At 62.4% G+C, this 18,223-nt stretch carries 13 protein-coding genes, 1 tRNA gene, 1 pseudogene and 1 riboswitch; of the genes and pseudogenes, 8 read left to right on the top strand and 7 right to left on the bottom strand.

Annotation, left to right across the window (positions count from 1 at the left end; translation table 11 throughout):
• The first annotated feature begins 15 nt into the window (after positions 1-15).
• Positions 16-417 carry a hypothetical protein gene (locus ACF3ND_RS08075; protein WP_394065560.1) on the top strand — a complete coding sequence of 134 codons (402 nt, stop codon included), beginning with the start codon at positions 16-18 and terminating at the stop codon, positions 415-417.
• A gap of 131 nt (positions 418-548) precedes the next feature.
• Complete coding sequence (locus ACF3ND_RS08070) at positions 549-908, top strand: hypothetical protein (protein WP_394065559.1); 360 nt, start codon at positions 549-551, stop codon at positions 906-908.
• 221 nt (positions 909-1,129) lie between these two features.
• Here ACF3ND_RS08070 and ACF3ND_RS08065 read toward each other — a convergent pair whose 3' ends face one another.
• From ACF3ND_RS08065 to ACF3ND_RS08050, 4 genes are all read right to left on the bottom strand, one after another.
• Complete coding sequence (locus ACF3ND_RS08065) at positions 1,130-2,377, bottom strand: hypothetical protein (protein ID WP_394065558.1); 1,248 nt, start codon at positions 2,375-2,377, stop codon at positions 1,130-1,132.
• Between the two features lie 301 nt (positions 2,378-2,678).
• On the bottom strand, positions 2,679-3,767 hold the full coding sequence (locus tag ACF3ND_RS08060) for a hypothetical protein (RefSeq protein ID WP_394065557.1): 1,089 nt from the start codon (positions 3,765-3,767) through the stop codon (positions 2,679-2,681).
• Positions 3,768-4,268: 501 nt separating this feature from the next.
• Positions 4,269-5,543 carry a hypothetical protein gene (locus ACF3ND_RS08055; RefSeq protein WP_394065556.1) on the bottom strand — a complete coding sequence of 425 codons (1,275 nt, stop codon included), beginning with the start codon at positions 5,541-5,543 and terminating at the stop codon, positions 4,269-4,271.
• 393 nt (positions 5,544-5,936) lie between these two features.
• Positions 5,937-6,395: a hypothetical protein gene (locus tag ACF3ND_RS08050; protein WP_394065555.1), complete on the bottom strand. Its 459-nt coding sequence runs from the start codon at positions 6,393-6,395 to the stop codon at positions 5,937-5,939.
• 318 nt (positions 6,396-6,713) lie between these two features.
• On the opposite strand from ACF3ND_RS08050, the gene ACF3ND_RS08045 reads away from it, so the two are divergent.
• Positions 6,714-7,154, top strand: coding sequence for a hypothetical protein (locus tag ACF3ND_RS08045; protein ID WP_394065554.1), 441 nt, complete (start codon positions 6,714-6,716; stop codon positions 7,152-7,154).
• 473 nt (positions 7,155-7,627) lie between these two features.
• On the opposite strand, the gene ACF3ND_RS08040 is transcribed toward ACF3ND_RS08045, so the two are convergent.
• Positions 7,628-7,704: transfer RNA gene (locus ACF3ND_RS08040), tRNA-Val, on the bottom strand.
• Positions 7,705-8,084: 380 nt separating this feature from the next.
• Here ACF3ND_RS08040 and ACF3ND_RS08035 point away from each other — a divergent pair.
• The 5 genes from ACF3ND_RS08035 to ACF3ND_RS08015 all read left to right on the top strand — a co-directional run bounded on the left by ACF3ND_RS08035 (position 8,085) and on the right by ACF3ND_RS08015 (position 14,425).
• Positions 8,085-8,579 carry a YkgJ family cysteine cluster protein gene (locus ACF3ND_RS08035; protein WP_394065553.1) on the top strand — a complete coding sequence of 165 codons (495 nt, stop codon included), beginning with the start codon at positions 8,085-8,087 and terminating at the stop codon, positions 8,577-8,579.
• Positions 8,580-8,771: 192 nt separating this feature from the next.
• Positions 8,772-9,818, top strand: a complete 1,047-nt coding sequence (locus ACF3ND_RS08030; RefSeq protein ID WP_394065552.1) for an NADP(H)-dependent aldo-keto reductase — start codon at positions 8,772-8,774, stop codon at positions 9,816-9,818.
• 318 nt (positions 9,819-10,136) lie between these two features.
• Positions 10,137-11,270, top strand: a complete 1,134-nt coding sequence (nadA, locus tag ACF3ND_RS08025) for a quinolinate synthase NadA (RefSeq protein WP_394065551.1) — start codon at positions 10,137-10,139, stop codon at positions 11,268-11,270.
• Complete coding sequence (gene nadB / locus ACF3ND_RS08020; protein WP_394065550.1) at positions 11,270-12,742, top strand: L-aspartate oxidase; 1,473 nt, start codon at positions 11,270-11,272, stop codon at positions 12,740-12,742. Before nadA ends, nadB begins: the two co-directional genes overlap by 1 nt.
• 106 nt (positions 12,743-12,848) lie before the next feature.
• A riboswitch (glycine riboswitch) is annotated at positions 12,849-12,936 on the top strand.
• A gap of 127 nt (positions 12,937-13,063) precedes the next feature.
• Entirely contained in the window at positions 13,064-14,425 is a 1,362-nt protein-coding gene (locus ACF3ND_RS08015) for a D-amino acid dehydrogenase (RefSeq protein ID WP_394065549.1), read from the top strand.
• Here ACF3ND_RS08015 and ACF3ND_RS08010 read toward each other — a convergent pair.
• Positions 14,370-15,809: pseudogene (locus ACF3ND_RS08010) on the bottom strand (ATP-dependent DNA helicase); the annotation flags it as partial. The gene ACF3ND_RS08015 and the pseudogene ACF3ND_RS08010 overlap by 56 nt on opposite strands.
• A 734-nt stretch (positions 15,810-16,543) precedes the next feature.
• Positions 16,544-18,217 carry a VRR-NUC domain-containing protein gene (locus tag ACF3ND_RS08005; RefSeq protein ID WP_394065548.1) on the bottom strand — a complete coding sequence of 558 codons (1,674 nt, stop codon included), beginning with the start codon at positions 18,215-18,217 and terminating at the stop codon, positions 16,544-16,546.
• Positions 18,218-18,223 lie beyond the last annotated feature (6 nt).

The following is an 18,223-nucleotide window of genomic DNA, read 5'->3' as shown; positions in this document are numbered from 1 at the left end:
CTCAGGGCGGCCACGTTGATTGGTTTTACCCGCTCACAAACTGATTGTGATGGTCATGTTTGCCAGGGAAGGCACTGGGCCAATTCATGGGCGTGTCATTCATGTCCTATCCTCCTTCATTCGGTAATCGAGGAAAGCGTAGAACTGAACCTTATCGTAGCAGGGCTGGAAATAAAAAAATACTTAAATCAAAAACAAGCGATAAGCATGCTGTTCCGTCAGACAGAGATCAGCGCACGGCCGTTTGCGCTGTTTGGCGGACACGTCCTGAACAATTGCGTGGAGCTGGCGCGGATCAAAGCGGCAGCCGGATTTGCCAGGAAGATTGTCAGCCGCTCTGGATTGCGGCAGCGTTCGCCACGAACTGCACGCCAAGCGCAAACGCATCAGCACGAACCGGACAAAAAACACGCATAAGCACATGACAGCGCAGGAACTGAAAGCGTTTAAGCGCTACTGAATAGATACATCTCTTTTTCGGGGGTTTTCTTAAGCATTGTCGCCGGCATCGCATTCTGGATCGAAATCATCACTATCTGGAGGCAGTCATGACCACAACGATTTTTGTCAACCTGAATGGCAATACGGTCCGCATTGACCCGCGCCGTGGCTCAACCAGTCACCTACGCTTGACCGTAGCATCCAGGCAGGCATACCGTGAAGACCCTGACGTGCGCATCGTGCGCAGTCAGGTCGACGAACTGGCAAAGCAATCCAGAAAGAGCAGCGCCATGATCGACAGCGAGCTCGGCTTGATTCGTCCCCCACAACGAAGCCCTTATGACGGCGCTGGCGGATGGACGCCCGGCAGCAGCAGGATACCGCGCACAGCGTGGCTCGGCGTCACCCTCTTTCTGATCGTCTTCATCGGCATCTTCGCGAACCTGGGCGCAGCCGCCGGCTTCTGACTTCGCAACCAATTCGCCTAGCACGGCCCCGGGCAAAGGAATTCAACATGACAATCATGCTTCACCTCTTGCCAACATCCGATGGTTCAGACGCCGGAGCGATACGCCCGCCTTCATGACCCGCATTAGCGACGGGAATTCCTGAGCCTGCAGTCATGCGGCTCGCGTTCATCAAAGATGCATTTAAATTGGGGCTGGTCGTTTCTGAAATCGGGGCAAGCTCAGTACAGCTCAGACTCCACCTCCAGCCCAAAGCTGCGCAAGACCGGGAAGGCGGCGCCCAGATTCGCGCGCATGCCATCGTCCAGTCTGCTTAGGGAGTTCCCATTGAGCGGGCCAACCGGATTGGCCTGATGGTCACGAAGCTGGTCCATGCTTTGATCGATCAATTCGCGCACGCGCTGATCCACCAAGTCAGGCAGTGCTCCGTAGGTTGCGAAAGCCTCATTCACCCTGACGCTCAATTGGCGCAAACAATCGCATACGCTGGCTTGATGCCCCATACCCAAGGACATGGTCAAGTTGGTCTCCGCCATATTCATATATGAGTCGACCCGTTCATGAAACTCGTGAGAAAGTGCAGAACGGACACTATCCATGCTGGCCAGAGCCTGCTGTTTGGCACGGGCTTGGTCCGGCGAATGAGCGATGATATCGTCTAGAGCCCGTCGAGCGTGATCCGGACTCCCGGGAAGCAATGCGCGCAGCATCTTTTTGAACTCATCCGCGGGCAGCCTTCTGAAATAAGCCTCCAGCGTAGCGCTATTGTTGGAAATCCTTATCAATTGCGCGCACAGCTTTTGCCCATCCACTCGGCGAACATTCAGCAGATCGACAACGTGCCTCAAAGGCTCATGCACGTAACGTCGAAATATCTGATGAGTCACGGCTTTTTCGACGTCCATCAACGCCCAGTCCGACCGGGCGCGCAACGCATCATAAGGATGAGTCGAAATCCTGTTCAGAACATCTTCGCGAGCTTTCCCGTGGCTAAGTACGGCACGACTCAGCGCAACAATATCGAATTCTTTTAGCTCATCCAGATAAGTATTCAGGCAGTACATCGCACCCTTCAATGAATACAGACTGCCCGTCGCCGGTATGTTCAACCCTCTCAATGCCTGGGCGATTCTGGCCTGGCCCTGGAGATCCGTAGTGGGGGCCGTCAGACTGCCCAGCAAACTGCCGATGAGATGACTATTCATGCGGACCTGGATCAAGTCCTCGCGCTGCGCCCTCGCGTGCGAGGACGTGCATGTGCGAAAAAACGCGTTATCGGCCAGTGTTCGGCGTTTTTCCCACAATAGCACCCTGACACTGCGAGCAGGCGCTGTCCCGCCCTGTTCTACATTGAACTGCAGATTGCCGACGGTCCCCAGGGGACAAGGCGCCAGATCCTTCCGCTGCAGCACCAGCTCCCGCTGCTGGCCTTCCATCCGCTTAGAGGCGTTATGGCTTCGAACATTCATGATCGTCGTCCTCGGTCAAATACGTCCCCCGCACCCAAACCAGGATCAGGAACGGTTATCGTCACAAACCCAAGCACATAGTCGCCACGACACGGTCGCCGACAACTCAAGGAGTCGTGAACGACGAGCGCCCTGTGTTCCTTTGCCAGCATACCGAATGCGTTGCCGGTTCGGGCATGTCCCAAAAGAAACAAATCAGCCTGCAGCGCGCCGCCCGGGTCTACGGCACACGCGCATTCATCCCGCTGGGCCGAACGCCGCCCCCAACCCTGAGTGCTACAGGCTCAAGGAGAATCACCGATCAGCAAACACGCAACTCAGGGTCCAACTCCAACCCGAAGCTGCGCAAGACCGGGCCAGCGGCGCCGAAATTCGCACGAATGTTTTCATCCAGCTTGCGCAGGGAATGCCCGTTGAGTGGACCCTCCGGATTATTCTGCCGATCCCGGAACAGGTCCATGCTGCGCTCGACCAATTGCTGCACGCACTTCATCGTCTTGTCGGGCAGCACCTCCCAGACCTGGCAGGTTTCCTCCACCGCGAGGCTCAAACGATACAAAGCCTCGGACACGGCAAGCCTATTGCCCGCGCGCCAAGCCCTGTCCAAATTCTGTTGTTCGACCCTCAGGCTAAGTGGAGCCCGTCTATAATTGAACTCCCAATCTAAGGCGGATTTCAGTTCTTTGAAAGAATGAGCCTTCAACAGGGCCTTTGGGACGGTCTTCAGATTTTGGGGCTGCAGTGCACCCAGCAGCGCCTTGAACTCGTCCGTGGACAAGCTCTCACAATAGCGCTTCATCGTTATCCAATCGTCGGTGAGCATCAATAACCGCGTATGCAAGTCTTGCTCATTCACTGGATCAACAGCCAACAGCTCGACAATCCTCGTCAAAGGTTCATGCACGGTATAGCGGAGCACTCGTTGATTCACGGCTTCTGCAATATCTCCCAGCAAACGGGATACCTGCATACGCGACGCATCATCAGGACGAGTCGAAATGCACCTCAGCATAAAATCACAATAGCCCTCGCGCCTCAAAACCCCAGAGCTCAAAGCAAGGAGATCACGTTCTGTCAATTCATCCAGATAAGTGTTCAGACAGTACTTCGCTCCCTTTAGCGAGTACCAGTCGCCCGCCAAAGGCAAGTTCAGGGCCATCAACGCATGGATGGGTCTGAATTCGTGCTTCGCAAATTCATCCGGTATCGTCAGACTGCCCAACAGATTGCCGATAAGGCGACTGGTGGCACGGATCTCGTTACTGACCTCGACCCGCTCCCTGCGCTGCGCTCGCGCTTCCGCAGGCTCGCCGGCGAAGTAAGATTTCAAGACGGTTTTCAGATCAGTCCATTTTTCGGCCAGAGCGCGACGAATCTCCGACCAAGCCACGCCAGCGCGGCTGGCGCGAGCCGTACCGCCCTCCTTTACCGTGTAAGTCAGGTTGCCGTGGGTCCCTAGAGGGCAAGACCCCAGGTCCCCCCGCGTGAACGGCAGATCCTGCGGGCTATCCATCGAGCTGAGAGGGCTGAATCGACTCGGGCTAAGGCAGCCAGGGATGGTAAACGGTCTTAGGTTCATGAATATTTTCGTCGAGGCGATTAAGCCCTGGCCTCAAGACCAGGATCAGGAACGCTGACGGGCTTCACCGCGAATCAAAGCGCATGGCTGCCACAACGCAGTCGCCGTCAATTCAAGGTTTGGTAACCAACGAGTATTTGGCGTTCCTTTACCCGCGCGTTGAGCGCGTTGCGGGCTCGGCCATTCCCCTTACCTACAGAAACGAATCGGCCTGCAGCGCACCGCCCAGGTCTACGGCGCACGCGCATTCATCCCGGTGGGCCGAACGCCGTGCGCAATCCTGGCTACTACAGTCTCAAGGAGAATCACCGATTAGCAAACGCGCAACTCAGGCTCCAGCTCCAACCCAAAGCCGCCCAAGACCGCGGCGGCGGCGCCGAGACTTTTGCGCCTGCCGTCATCCAGCTTGCGCAGGGAATGCCCATTGAGCGGGCCAACCGGATTATTCTGATGATCACGAAGCAGGTCCACGCTTGACTCGACCAGCCGCTGCACTCGCTCAACCTCACTTTTGGGCAGCGCTCCCCAGGTCTGATAGGTGTCCTCCACCACGCGACTCAAACGACACAAAACATCGGTTACGGCGAGCACGCTGCCCGCGCCCAAAGCCAAGGTCAGATTGACTTGTTCGTTCCGCAGGCTACGCGAAGCCCGTCTACTAAACTCGAGTTCCAACGAGTGCACCAGCCCGATGAGAGAATTCGCCTGCCGATAATCCCCAGTCTGCCACAGTGCCTGTCGGACGGCATTCAAATTTTTGGAGTGCAATGTGCCCAGCAGTCCCTTGAACTCGTCCGTAGACAACGTCCTGAAATAAAGCTTCTGCGTGTTCCTATCGTCGGAGAGCATCGACAATTGCGCGCCCAGTTCTTGCTTATTCACTGAGTCCGCTGCCAGCAGATCGACAATCCGCAGTAAAGGCTCATGCATGGCATGCCGGGCCGTTTGCTGATTCACGGCTTTTGCAACTTCCTTCAACAATCGGGAGGCCTGCATACGCAACGCATCGTCAGGACGAGTCGAAACCCCGTCCAGAACCGCTTCACAAGCATTTTCATTGCTCAGCACCCCACCGGTCAGAGCCACAAGATCGTATTCCGTTAGCTCCTCCAGATACGTGTGCAGGCAGTACTTCGCTCCCTTTAGCGAATACAGACCGCCCTCTGTCCCGGACTCATTCAGCTCTGTCAATGCTCGGGCGGATCTGGAGCGATCATGGGCATCGACGAACCGGCCTTCCTTATCCACCTTGGCCGTCAGGCTGCCCAACAAATTACCGATGAGCAGGCTGTTGGCGCGGACCTCAGCACGAGCCTCGGTCAATGCCTCGCGCTGCGCCCGCGCTTGCGAGGCCTCGCAGGCGAGGTCAGCGTTCATATCAGCACGTCTGTCGACCAACGACTGGTTCATCTCCGACAATATCCCCCCGACCCTAGGGGCAGGCGCTGTCCCGCCCTGCTCTGCATTGAATTGCAGGTTGCCGACGGTCCCCAGAGAACAAGGTTCCAGATCTTCGCGCCGCAGCTGCAGCACCAACTCCTGCTGGCCATTTATTGGGACAGCAATGTCAGAGATTTGAGTAAACATGATCATCGTCCTCGGTCAAATGAAAGCCCGGCGCTCAAACCAGGATCAGAAATACTAATGGTCTTCTCCACGGATCAAAGCACATAGCTGTCAAGACGCCGTCGCCCTCAACTGAAGGTTTGGTAACCGATGCGTATCCAGCTTTCCTTGACCGGCGCGTTGAGCACGTTGCCCCCTGTAAGAATCGGTCAATTGCCTCCGTGAAAAAGGGCAGAGATTCCTGCCCTTCCTGCAACGTGACCAGATCCTCTGCGATAGTTCGCTTGACGGCATCAGCCTTTGAACGAGTCTGGACTGGGCTTTGGAGCCGCTCGCCAAGGGATGAGACTGCTCAGTAAATTGACGGCGCCAGGGCTGTCCTCGCGGAGCTGAAGCCCATTCCCGCGCCCGGTGTCAGTCCGAGGGCGAGCCGACGAAACATGATTTCAGGATGTCACCTAGTTTGGCCAGCGAACTGCATATGCCCGACGCAATCATACCGACGCGGCTGGAAAAATTCGTGCCGCTCCGCTGCTCCGCAGTGAACTGCGAATTGCTCGTGGTTCCCAGGAGGGGTGTATCGACGCTGCTAGAACAAGTCGTGCCGCTCTGCTCTGTGATGAACCGCAAGTGGTCCAAGGTCTCCAGGTGAGGTTGTCCGACGCGGCTGGGAAAATTCATTGCCATGAACCGCAAGCTGTCCAAGGTCTTCGCGGAAGATGCACCGACGCGGCTGGAAAAATTCGTGCCGCTCTGCTCTGCTGTGAACCGCAAGTTGCCTATGCTCCCCAAGGAACGCTGTGTCAAGCGTGCCGGCACCAGCTCCTGCTGGCCAACTGCTCGGACAGGGATGCCAGAGGTTTGAGTAATCATGATCGTCTTCCTTAAGCAAATTAGACCCCCGCACCTAAACCAGGATCGGGAACGCTAACGGTCTTCGCCACAGGTCAGAGCACTTGGCTGTTCCAACGCGGTCGCCGTCAACTCAAGGTTTGGTAACAGGCGAGCATTGGGCGTTCCTTTGCCCGCGCGTTGAGCGCGTTGCCGGCTCGGCCGTACTCGCTTCCCACAGAAACAGACCAGGCTGCAGCGCGCCAGCCAAGCGTACGCCGGGCTGGCGTTCATTCCGATCACGTCAAAAGCCCCTTTCCACCCCAATTCCAACTAACACCTTCCAAAGGAGAAATGCGGATGAGCAGCATCAACACCCAAGCGCAGGCCTGCGTTGCTTGTGAAGGCCGGCCGTCACCAGAAAATACGCCCTGCGCGGTGTGTGGCGCCGGTCAGCCGGCAGCGAGCGCGGAGCCAGTGGCGTGGTTCATAGACTGGCCAGATGAGCCTGACCTTGCTCATTGCCTGGCCGAAGCGCCTGTTGATGGTGCGCGATGTCGCGCACTTGTTTTCCACGACGCCGCCCCCGTTGCCGCCCAGGCGCAGCAGGAAGCCGACAAGACGGATGCGGAGCGGTATCGGGCATGGGGCGACGCGAGAATCACCGGGAGAACCTCGGAACACGACTTTATTCGCCTGGCGGCCGGCAGCCTGTCGACAAGTGTGGGAATGAGCAGGCGGACGACCGCTGCAGAATGGGACGCCGCCATCGACGCAGCCTGTAAGGGGACAGGCCAGTGACCGGCACCATCGCGGACATGCTCGCCGTGACCGCTAAAGAATGGAATCCGCCCGGCCATGCGCCGGGTTTTTGATGGAGAAAATCACCATGCCACAAACAAATGACTCAATGGCAAGCAGTACCCAAAGCGCACCCACTATTCATCCACGAACTGCACTGGGCGCAGTGGAGTGAGATTGAGCGGCAACTGGCGCACCGCGATAGAAACAAGGTCCGACGCGCATACAACCACGCACTGTACCTGGAGGAGCGCAAAAAGCTGATGCAATGGTAGTCGGATCATCTGGATGAGCAGCTCAAGAAAGCCACTTCAATTCCATGCCCCCATTTCTGTTACACCATACCCCCATCCATACCCCAAAACGGTCTGGGACTGGCTTGGCGCAGCTTGGAAGACGAGCAGCAAAAAAGCCCCAAAGCATTGATCTTTGGGGCTTTTCTTGGCACAGTTTGGAACTGTGCGCATGTATTCTGGTAGGCAGTACTGGATTCGAACCAGCGACCTCTACGATGTCAACGTAGCGCTCTAACCAACTGAGCTAACCGCCTGCTGTGAAGAAATGAAATAGTAGCTCTTCATTGAAGTTGCTGTCAACACCTTTCTGCGTTTTTCTTCAAAAAATGTGAACTTTTTTCTGCCGGCGGTTCGAGCAGGCGCCGGGAAAGACTTGGGAAAACCCCTAGCTCATTGTTAACAAAGGAATATTGAGCAGTTCCGCTTGGACTTTGCTCAGGCGGTGGTTTTTCATGCATCCTGGCCAAAGATACACAAAGACACAATCTACCTGTCTCCGCGCCGCATCATAACGCCGACGGGGCCGCAGATTTTTCTATCCAGGATCGCGGCGCAAAAATAAAATATCTGCTTTACGCTCTGGATGCGTATCGGGCCTGACCGGGTGCGCGTCTGTACCGGGACACCCTCGATCATGACTTCCTCTCATCTGCCCCCTCTCCCGACCGATTTGCGTGATCTGCCCGGCGTGCAGGAAAGCCCCTTGGACGCCGTCCGCTACGACCCGCCCAATGACGAGGTCTTTGACGAAAATCCCTGCCTGAGCTGCGGCGTATGCTGTTCGCATTTTCGCGTATCCTTCTACAGCGGCGAGCTGGCCGGCGAGACCGGAGGTACGGTGCCGGTGGAACTGACCACGAAAATCGGCCCCTTGCGCGCCTGTATGAAAGGCACCGAACAAGGCGGCGGGCGCTGCATCGCCCTGCGAGGCACGCTGGGCCAGCCCGGCATCCATTGCGCCATCTACCCTGACCGCCCCAACCCCTGCCGCGACTATCAAATCTGGGAAGCCGACGGCAGCCCCAACCCGGACTGCCAGCGCCTGCGCGCCAAGCACGGATTGCCGCCCCTGCCCCATCGTCCCGGCCCGCAGGCCCCCGCCGCTCCCGAACATGACAAGGCGGCCTGATCGATGACCACAAGCTCCTGCAACGCCGGCTCGCCAATGAGCCGGTTTTTTTTCGCGCTTCTCCAGGACAAAACGCAGTCCGCAAAAAGCCATCGCGCCCCAGGGACAAGGGCCGGGCAGCTCATGAAACACGCTACCATGGTCCTTTTTGTTGTAGGGCCGCCCGGCCCTGCGTTTTCGGGAGTGGATGCAATGAAATACCGCAAGCTGGGCAATACCGACCTTGACGTCAGCCTGATAGGCCTGGGCACCATGACCTATGGCGAGCAGAACAGCGAGGCCGACGCGCACGCGCAGCTGGACCTGGCCCTGGAACTGGGCGTGAACCTGGTGGACACCGCGGAGATGTATCCCGTGCCGCCATCGGCCGCCACGCAAGGACTGACCGAGCAATACATCGGCACCTGGCTGGCCAGGAGCGGGCGCCGCCAGGACATCGTGCTGGCCAGCAAGGTGGCCGGCCCCCAGCGCGACCCCAAGCGTCCCGGCCATATCCGCGACGGCGCCACCAGCCTGGACCGCAAGAACCTGGAGCAGGCCCTGCACGACAGCCTGCGCCGCCTGCAGACGGATTACCTGGACCTGTACCAGTTGCACTGGCCGGACCGCAGCACCGTCACCTTCGGCCAGCGCAGCTACCCCTGGAAAGAAGAAGACACCGTGCCCATCGAAGAGACTCTGGAGGTGCTGCAGGAGTTCGTGCGCCAGGGCAAGGTGCGGCACATCGGCGTATCTAATGAAACGCCCTGGGGCGTGGCGCGTTTCCTGGAACTGGCCCGCCACCGCTCGCTGCCGCTGATCGCCACCATACAGAACCCCTACAATCTGCTCAATCGAGTGTTCGAGGAAGGGCTGTCGGAGTTCTGTCATTACGATGGCCTGGGCCTGCTGGCCTATTCGCCCCTGGCCATGGGCGTGCTGACCGGCAAGTACGACCACGGCGCGCGTCCCGAAAAGGGCCGCCTGACCCTGTACGAGCGCTTCAGGCGCTACGACGGCCCCAACGCCCGCGAAGCCGCGCTGGCCTACAACGAGCTGGCGCGCCGGCACGGCCTGACGCCCACGCAACTGGCCCTGGCCTGGGTGAACCAGCAGGCCTTCACCAGCAGCAATCTGATCGGAGCCACAACGCTGGAGCAATTGCGCGAGAACATCGCCAGCGTGGACGTGACGCTGGACCACGAGCTGATCGCGGCCGTCAACGACATCCATGGCCGCTACCCGAATCCAGCTCCCTGAGCATGCTTCTTCGTACAAGCCTCGCCGTCCTCGGCCAGGCCTGCGCCCGCAATGTCGATGCCGCTGGGCGCCCCTGCTTCAGGGTGAAGAAACTCCGGCCATACGACCGGGGCATCGTGCCGCTTTCAGCCGCTGCGCTTATGCCCCGCACCGACGGGCTCATTGCCACAATGTATGAAACACCGCTTGCACCGACTGTTTTTTCCATTTATGCTCAAAAAAAGCATAATGAAAATCGGGAAACAGCCACTCTGAAGCGAACTGGTCCGCCGGTTTTTTTTCACTTAATTATGCTCAATTTGAGCATCAAGGAAGAACATGCCTCAGCACTACCCTATCGACGTGTGCCAGCCGGCAAATGGCGCGGCCCTGCACCGTCACACGGCCTGGCAGGCCGTACCGGCCGCGTCCGCCAGCCCCGGGGCCGACCAGCCCCTGAAAGCGGAGCTGATCCGCTTGCTGGACGAACAGGACGCCGTTCTGGTGGCCCATTACTACACGGATCCGCAGCTACAGGACCTGGCGCTGGAAACCGGCGGCTGCGTGGGCGACTCCCTGGAAATGGCGCGCTTCGGCCAGGAGCATCCGGCGCGCACCGTGGCGGTGGCCGGGGTGGGCTTCATGGCCGAATCAGCCAAGATTCTCAGCCCCGACAAGCGCGTGCTGGCAGTGCACGACCAGGCCACCTGCTCCCTGGACCTGGGCTGCGCACCCGAGGATTTCGCTCTCTTCTGCGACGCCCATCCTGACCGCGTGGCGGTGGTGTATGCCAACACCAGCGCCGCCGTGAAGGCGCGCGCCGACTGGGTGGTCACCTCCTCCATTGCGCTGGACATCGTGCGCCACCTGCATGCCCAGGGCCGCAAGATCCTGTGGGCGCCGGACCGTCACCTGGGCGCCTACATCCAGCAGCAGACCGGCGCCGACATGCTGCTGTGGCAGGGCTCCTGCCTGGTCCACGACGAATTCAAGGCGGACGCGCTGCAGGCGCTGAAGCAGGCCCATCCGCATGCCATGGTGCTGGTCCACCCGGAGTCTCCGGCCGGCGTGATCGCCCTGGCCGATGTGGTCGGCTCCACCACCCAATTGATCAAGGCTGCCTGCCGGCATCCCGCCGACACCTTCATCGTGGCCACGGACCAGGGAATCCTGCATGCCTTGCGCCAGCAGGCGCCGGGCAAGACCTTTCTGGCCGCGCCGACCGCGGGCGAGAGCGCCGCCTGCAAAAGCTGCGCGTATTGTCCCTGGATGGCCCTGAATTCCCTGCACGCCCTGAAGGCCAGCCTGTTGCAGGGCGGCCCCGGCATACAGATAGACCCGGCCCTGGCCGCGGATGCGCGCCGTTCGCTGCAGCGCATGCTGGATTTCGCGGCACAGCGCCAGACCAGCTTGCGCGTGCGGGCCGACCTTGCCGAACACGCCGCCCTGTTTCAGGACGTGGGAGCCGCCTGATGCAGACGCACGTACTGATCGTGGGCGCCGGCCTGGCCGGTGTGAGCCTGGCCTTGTCCCTGCCCCGGACCATGGCGGTCACCGTGCTCAGCCAGGCCCCCCTGCCCTGCGGCGCCAGCCCCCAGGCCTTGGGCGGCATCGCCGCCGTCCTGGACGCCGAGGACAGCCTGGAACAGCACGTGGACGACACCCTGGCCGCCGGCGCCTACCATGGCGACCCGCAAGTCGTGCGCCACATCCTGCAAGCCGCGCCGCAAGCCGTGCAATGGCTGCTGGACAGGCAGGTGCCCTTTGACCGCATGTCGGACGGACGGCTGCATCTGACCCGTGAAGGCGGTCATGCGCGGCGCCGGATTGCCCATGCGGCCGACGCCAGCGGCATGGCCATCATGCAGGCCTTGCTGCGCGAGCTGGCGCAGGCCCCGCATATCCGCCTTCGCAGCCACTGCCAGGTGCTGGACTTGCGGCGCGACGAGCAAGGCAGCGCCGCCGGCGTGGACCTCTACGATCGCCGCCTGGGCACCCGCGAAACCCTCAGAGCGGACCACGTAGTGCTGGCGACGGGCGGACTGGGACGGCTTTACGCACACAGCACCAACCCCGCCGGCGCGCATGGCGAGGGCGTGGCCCTGGCCTGGCGCGCCGGCGCCCGCATCCAGGACCTGGAATTCGTCCAGTTCCATCCGACCTGCCTGCGCAGCGACGCCGCTCCTGTGCTGCTGACCGAAGCCTTGCGCGGCGAAGGCGGCCATCTGCTGGATGCCCAAGGACGGCGCTTCATGCCCGACTACGATCATCGCGCCGAACTGGCTCCGCGTGACGTGGTGTCGCGCGCCATCGTCGAACAGATGCGCCGCGACGGGCGGGACCATGTCTGGCTGGACGTGCGCCACCTGGGCGCAGAGATCTTGCAAGCTCATTTCCCCCGCGCTCTGCAACAAGCGCTGCAGCGTCGCCTGGACCTGCGCCGCGACCTGGTTCCTGTCGCACCGGCAGCGCACTACAGCTGCGGCGGCGTATACACCGATCTGCACGGCCGCAGCTCGGCGCCCGGCCTGTACGCGGTGGGTGAAGTGGCCTGCACCGGCCTGCATGGCGCGAACCGGCTGGCCAGCAACTCCTTGCTGGAGTGCGTGGTCATGGGCCGGGCGGCGGCGCGGGCCATCGCCTCCAGCGAACAGAAAGCGCGCGCTCCCCTGACGCCCCCGCCCGCCGCCACGGGAACGGGCCCGCGGCCGCCGACCCTGCCCGCCCTGCAGGCGCTGATGCAGGAACATGTCGGCCTGCGTCGCCGGGGCGCCGGGCTGACCCGGGCCGTGAAGACGCTGCAGGACTGGCGCGCGCTGTTGCAGGAAGGCGCGCCCACGCCCGACCGGCAGGCCATGGCGCTGCGCGTGGACACGGCCTGGCTGCTGGCACAGGCGGCGCTGGAGCGGCCTCTGAGCCTGGGCGCGCATTTCCGGCTGGACTGACTTCGCGGCCTGCTGCCGCGCCGGCAAGGCAGAAGGCGCCGCGGTGCCACCTTGGTTTACCCTGATTGTCCTTAGGGCCGGCCAGGATTAATGTAGCAATGTCATCACAGGCGGTATGAAAGAGACCTGTTCGCTCAGGCGCCGACGGAGCAACCACCCCGGAATCTCTCAGGCAAAAGGATCGTACCAGCCCGACAATCTGGAGAGCGGCGCAATGCGCCCACCGAAGGAGCCCGGCGCCCGGCCGGATAAACTCTCAGGTCACAGGACAGATGGGGTATTGCCGCCGACCGGCGGCAATTCACCTGTCAGGAGCCTGCCATGTCTCACATCGCCGTCATCGGCGCCGGCATCACCGGCGTCACCACCGCTTACGCCCTCGTGCGCCAGGGTTTCCAGGTCACCGTCATCGACCGCCTGCGCTACCCCGCCATGGAAACCTCGTTCGCCAACGGCGGCCAGCTGTCCGCCTGCAATGCCGAAGTCTGGAACAGCCGCGGCACCATCATGAAGGGGCTGAAATGGATGATGCGCAAGGACGCCCCCCTGCTCTTCAACCCTCGCCCCAGCTGGCACAAGTACAGCTGGATGGGCCAGTTCATGCGCGCGATCTCGGGCTACGAGCACAATACGGTGGAAACCGTGAAGCTGGCCATCGCCGCGCGCGAGCACCTGTACCAATGGGCCGAGGACGAGCATATCGACTTCGACCTGGAAAAGCGCGGCATCCTGCACATCTATCACACGGCCTACGGCTTTGAATCGGGCAAGCGGGTCAGCGAACTGCTCAAGCGCGGCGGGCTGGAGCGCCATACCGTCACCAACGAGGAAATCCACCAGATCGAGCCCACCTTGCAAGGCACCTATTATGGCGGATTCTTCACGCCATCGGACGCCACGGGCGACATCCATAAATTCACGCGCGGCCTGGCGCGCGCCTGCGAGCAGCGCGGCGTGCGCTTCCTGCAGGACACCGAGGTGCTGGGCGTGCGCTGCGGCCCGCCCCACCAGATCCAGCTGCGCACCGGCGAAGGCGCCGAAGCGCAGAACCACAGCCTGCAGGCGGACGCCCTGGTGGTGTGCGCCGGCGTGGGCAGCCGCCATCTGGCCAAGCTGCTGGGCGACTACATCAACATCTACCCGGTCAAGGGGTATTCGATTTCCGCGTATCTGGACACGCCCGAAAGCCAGGCGGCCGCTCCCTGGGTCAGCCTGCTGGACGAGGAAGCCAAGATCGTGACCAGCCGCTTGGGCAAGGACAGGCTTCGGGTCGCCGGCACGGCCGAATACAACGGCATGAACAAAGACATCCGGGCGGACCGTATCGCCCCGCTGGTGAACTGGACGCGGCGCAACTTCCGCGACGCGGCCACGGACCGGGTGGTGCCCTGGGCGGGCCTGCGGCCCATGATGCCCGACATGATGCCGCGCGTGCAGGCCGGCAGCCGCCCCGGCGTCTACTACAACACCGGACACGGGCACCTGGGCTGGACGCTGTCCGCCGCCACGGCCCAGCTGATCACCGAGCTGATCGTGCAGCGCCAGCGGGAAGCCGAGCCCGCTCGATCCGCCACCAGTCCGGCAGCAGCTGCTGCACCCGCCGCTGCCCGTAGCGCTCATCCAGCAGATGCACATAGCCCCGATCCTGTTCATCGCGAATCACACGGCCCGCGGCCTGTGTGACCTTGCGCAGGCCCGGATACAAGTAGGTGTAATCGTAGGCCCGGCGTTCCCCGAACAGCCGGGCCATGACTTGCCGCACCGACTCGTTGACCTCGTTGAACTGCGGCAGCCCCAGCGTGGCGATGAACGCCCCCAGCAGGCGGCGCCCCGGCAGATCCACGCCTTCGGAAAATGCGCCGCCCAGCACCGCCAGCCCGATGCCCCGCCCCTGGGGCGTGAAGCGCGCCAGAAAGTCGGCGCGCTGCTCGTCCGTCATGGACGGCGTCTGACACCACAAGGGCAGCTCAGGTGAACGCTGCTGCAGCGCCTGGCGCACCTGGTTCAGGTAGTCGAAGCTGCTCAGAAACAGCAGGTAGTTCCCGGGCTGCTCGGCATAGGCCTGCGCCACGATGCCGCACAGGCTGTCCAGGCTGGCCTCGCGATCGGCATAGCGGGTTGAAAGACCCGCATACTGGCGCACCTGCAACTGCTCGGCCTTGTAGGGCGAAGGCACCTCCAGGATGGGGCTGCGTTCGGGCACGCCCAGGAGGTCGCGGTAGAAATCCACAGGAGTCAAGGTGCCCGAAAACAGCACGACGCCGTGCGCATCGCCATAGCGCTCTTGCAGGAACGGCGCCGGCACGACATTGCGGATGCGCAGCGTGACGCCATCGCGCTCCGCCAGCACATCGAACAGGGAATGAGCGCCGAAGCGCTCCGCCAGGTCGGCAAAGAACAGAACTGAAAAATAGGCTTGCAGCAAGGGGCTGTTCTGCGGCAAAGGATGGTCGGCCACATGGCCGCCCAGGCGCGCCGCCAGCTGCTCGCATTCCTGCAGCAAGGCCGCCGGCACGCTGTCCAGGCCCATCCGGGCGGCGCCCTCTTCCGACAGGCAGTCGTCCATGGCGCGCATCAGGCGGCCGAAATGCCGTTTCAGGGCCGACGGAGCCGCCTTGCGCGCGCTGCGCAGCTCCGCCTGCGACAAGTCGGCCGAATACATGCTGCGCGCCCGATCCAGCAGATTGTGCGCCTCGTCCACGGCCACGGCGCTGCGCCATTGCTGGGCCAGGGTCTGGCCGTGCAGCATGGCGGAAGTGTCGAAATAGTAGTTGTAGTCGCCGACCGCCACGTCCGTCCAGCGCAGCATCTCCTGGCTCAGGTAATACGGGCAGACGGCGTGTTCACGGGCCACGGCCTGCAGGGCATCGCGATCCAGCACGGCCACTTCCACGGCCTGCCGGCGCGCCGCCGGCAGGCGATCGTAAAAGCCTTGCGCCAGGGGACAGGATTCGCCATGACAGGCCTTGTCGGGGTGCACGCATTGCTTGTCCCGCGCCACCAGCTCCAGCACCCTCCAGGGCGCCGGCGCGGCGGGCGCAAGGCGCCCCAGGGCGTCCAGTGCCATCTGTCGGCCGGAATTCTTGGCCGTCAGGTAGAAAAGCTTGTCCAGGCCTGCCTCGGGCATGGCTTTCAATCCGGGAAACACCACAGCCAGCGTCTTGCCTATGCCCGTGGGCGCCTGGGCCATCAGGCAGTGGGCGTCGCGCTGCGCCCGATAGGCCGCCACCGCCAGCTCGCGCTGGCCGGCGCGAAAGCCTTCGAAAGGAAAACGCAGTTCGCGGCAGATCTGATCACGCGCCTGCCTGTGCCTCTGCTCCTGCCGCGCCCACTGCTGGTACAGCCGGCATTGCTGCTCGAAGAATTCCTGCAACTGGGCGCGGTTGGCATACTCCGCCAGCGCCGTCTCCTTGTGCTTGTCCACGTGGTAGTACACCACGCTGACGCTCAGGCCCTGCAGATCGCGCTCCCGGCACAGCATGGCCGCATACATCATGGCCTGCGCGCGGTGCAGGCGCCGATGATGTTCCGGAATGCGCTCGAAGGCGCCCCGGTAGGTCTTGATCTCCTCCAGTCGCAAGGCCTGGGAATCGAAGCCGTCGGCGCGACCGCGCACCAGCAGGCCTTCGAACTCCAGCTCCAGGGGCACTTCGGCCTGATAGTGCTGCGGGCGCTGCAGCCGCACTTGTTCATGACCTTGCATGCCCTCCCGGGCGCTGGGCGCCGGCGTGAAGCGCAAATCCAGATCGCCGCTGCGCGCGGTGAATTCGCACAAGGCGCGCACGCCTACCGCAAGCGCGTTCATGCCTGCGGCTCCCGGCTGACATGACACACCCGCGCGGGAATGCCATGCTGTTCGAAATAAGCCAGCCAGCGGCGCTGGTTGTCCTGGAGGCGATCGCCCGGCCCTTTGACCTCTATCAGTTCGTACCAGCCCTGGGCGGGCAGGAAACGGATCAAGTCCGGGAGACCGGCGCGGTTTTCGCGCCAGTCCAGCAACATGCGCTGGAACACCGCCTTCAAGTGGCGGGCGGGAATGCAGCGCAGCGCCAGCTCCAGTGCGGTTTCTCCCAGGGCCGGCCAGGCCAGCAAGGGGCATTGCATGCCCATTTTCTCCCGCCAGCGCCGCCGTATGCTGTCTTGGTAGGACTGGCCGTCCAGCATGGCCAGGGCCTGGTCGAACAAGTCCTGGCGCCGCGCCACGAAATCGGGACTGCCCCAGTCGGCCGGGCTGCTCTGGTAGGGGTGGAAAAACGCCCCTGGCAGGGGTGCGAACACGGCGTCCCAGCACAAGAGCCCGAACAGGCCCGGCAGCAGCGTGTTTTCAACGTAGTGCACGGGCGCCAGGTCGGAATGAAGGTGCGCCAGGACCTGCCATTCCACACGCTGGCCGTCCTCGGGCAGAGTCAACTGAACGAGCTGCGTGCGCGCCAGCGGCCGGGTCGGCTCCGGAGCCGGTTCCAGTTCGGCCGCCTGCGGCGCCAGCCGGCGCAGGCGCGGCAGCATGCGCGCCAGCTTCTGCGCTTCGGCTTCGCTCTCGGGCTGGGCCCAGGCCTCTTGGAACAAGGGCCAGGCGGCCGCCCCGTCCTGCCGGCGCTCCAGCACCCGCAAGAGCCTGTGCCGCGCCCCCGGCCAGGTGCTGCGCCGGTACGCCTGCTCGGCCAGTTCCCACCAGGCCTGGCGTTCCGCCTCCTGGCCAAGCTGGAACACGGTCTTGTCCTGGCGCCGGCGCAACCAGTCGCTGTCCGTGACGATGTCGAGCACGGCCCGCAAGCGCTCCATCCATTGCTGCGCGTCTGGCTGCTCGGGCGCCTCCCGCAGGCTGGACAGGGTCTCGTACAGGCGCACATCATCCAGGTGCCGGAAGGCGCGGCTGCCTTCATCCAGTACGATGGCCTCGTAGCGGTACAGGCCCAGGTCGCTGAGCACGAACTCCGACCAGTCCTGGTACTGATTGCCGAAAAACAGCAATTGCAGGCGCTGCGCCCATTGCGAGACGGCCTGCGGCAGGCGCAGCAATCCGCCGGCGGGATGAACGGCGCAGACCCATGCCGGATAAGGCCGGGCCTGCATGCCTTGCCGCGCCGCCACCCAGTCCCGGCATTCGCCCTTGCGCGCGCCCGAGGGCAAGGAATCGAACATCGCACGCAACTCCGGCAGGGTATGCAGATGGAAGAGCTCGTCCAGGTCCAGTTGCGGATCGGCCTGGGCCAGGCCTGCATCGGATAGCTCCTGCACGGCCGCGGGCAGATCCGGGATTTCGGCATAGCGCAGCTTGTCGGACCGGAACACGTCCGCCTTGCGCATGATGAGCCGCACCAGCAGCGCCTGCGCCGAAGTCGATACCTGCAGGAAGGCGTCACCGCAGGCCTGCTGGCCGGGTTCGAGCAGGTCCAGGCTGTGCTGCCGCACCCACCGCAGAACCTGGTGGAAATTATGCAGATAGTAAAAAGGAGGAAGTTCGGGAGCGGCCATGGGCTG

Origin of the sequence: Alcaligenes sp. WGS1538 (assembly GCF_043187505.1) — a bacterium.
Classification (GTDB): domain Bacteria; phylum Pseudomonadota; class Gammaproteobacteria; order Burkholderiales; family Burkholderiaceae_B; genus Alcaligenes.
The sequence above is the reverse complement of the archived record's forward strand: the minus strand, read 5'-3'. Positions and strand labels throughout refer to the sequence as shown.

Coding starts and splice junctions, on each gene's coding strand:
- ACF3ND_RS08065 (WP_394065558.1), bottom strand. CDS start 2,377: ATGAATGTTCGAAGCCATAACGCCTCTAAGCGGATGGAAGGCCAGCAG.
- ACF3ND_RS08045 (WP_394065554.1), top strand. CDS start 6,714: ATGAGCAGCATCAACACCCAAGCGCAGGCCTGCGTTGCTTGTGAAGGC.
- nadB (WP_394065550.1), top strand. CDS start 11,270: ATGCAGACGCACGTACTGATCGTGGGCGCCGGCCTGGCCGGTGTGAGC.
- ACF3ND_RS08005 (WP_394065548.1), bottom strand. CDS start 18,217: ATGGCCGCTCCCGAACTTCCTCCTTTTTACTATCTGCATAATTTCCAC.
- ACF3ND_RS08030 (WP_394065552.1), top strand. CDS start 8,772: ATGAAATACCGCAAGCTGGGCAATACCGACCTTGACGTCAGCCTGATA.
- ACF3ND_RS08015 (WP_394065549.1), top strand. CDS start 13,064: ATGTCTCACATCGCCGTCATCGGCGCCGGCATCACCGGCGTCACCACC.
- ACF3ND_RS08055 (WP_394065556.1), bottom strand. CDS start 5,543: ATGTTTACTCAAATCTCTGACATTGCTGTCCCAATAAATGGCCAGCAG.
- nadA (WP_394065551.1), top strand. CDS start 10,137: ATGCCTCAGCACTACCCTATCGACGTGTGCCAGCCGGCAAATGGCGCG.
- ACF3ND_RS08050 (WP_394065555.1), bottom strand. CDS start 6,395: ATGATTACTCAAACCTCTGGCATCCCTGTCCGAGCAGTTGGCCAGCAG.
- ACF3ND_RS08070 (WP_394065559.1), top strand. CDS start 549: ATGACCACAACGATTTTTGTCAACCTGAATGGCAATACGGTCCGCATT.
- ACF3ND_RS08035 (WP_394065553.1), top strand. CDS start 8,085: ATGACTTCCTCTCATCTGCCCCCTCTCCCGACCGATTTGCGTGATCTG.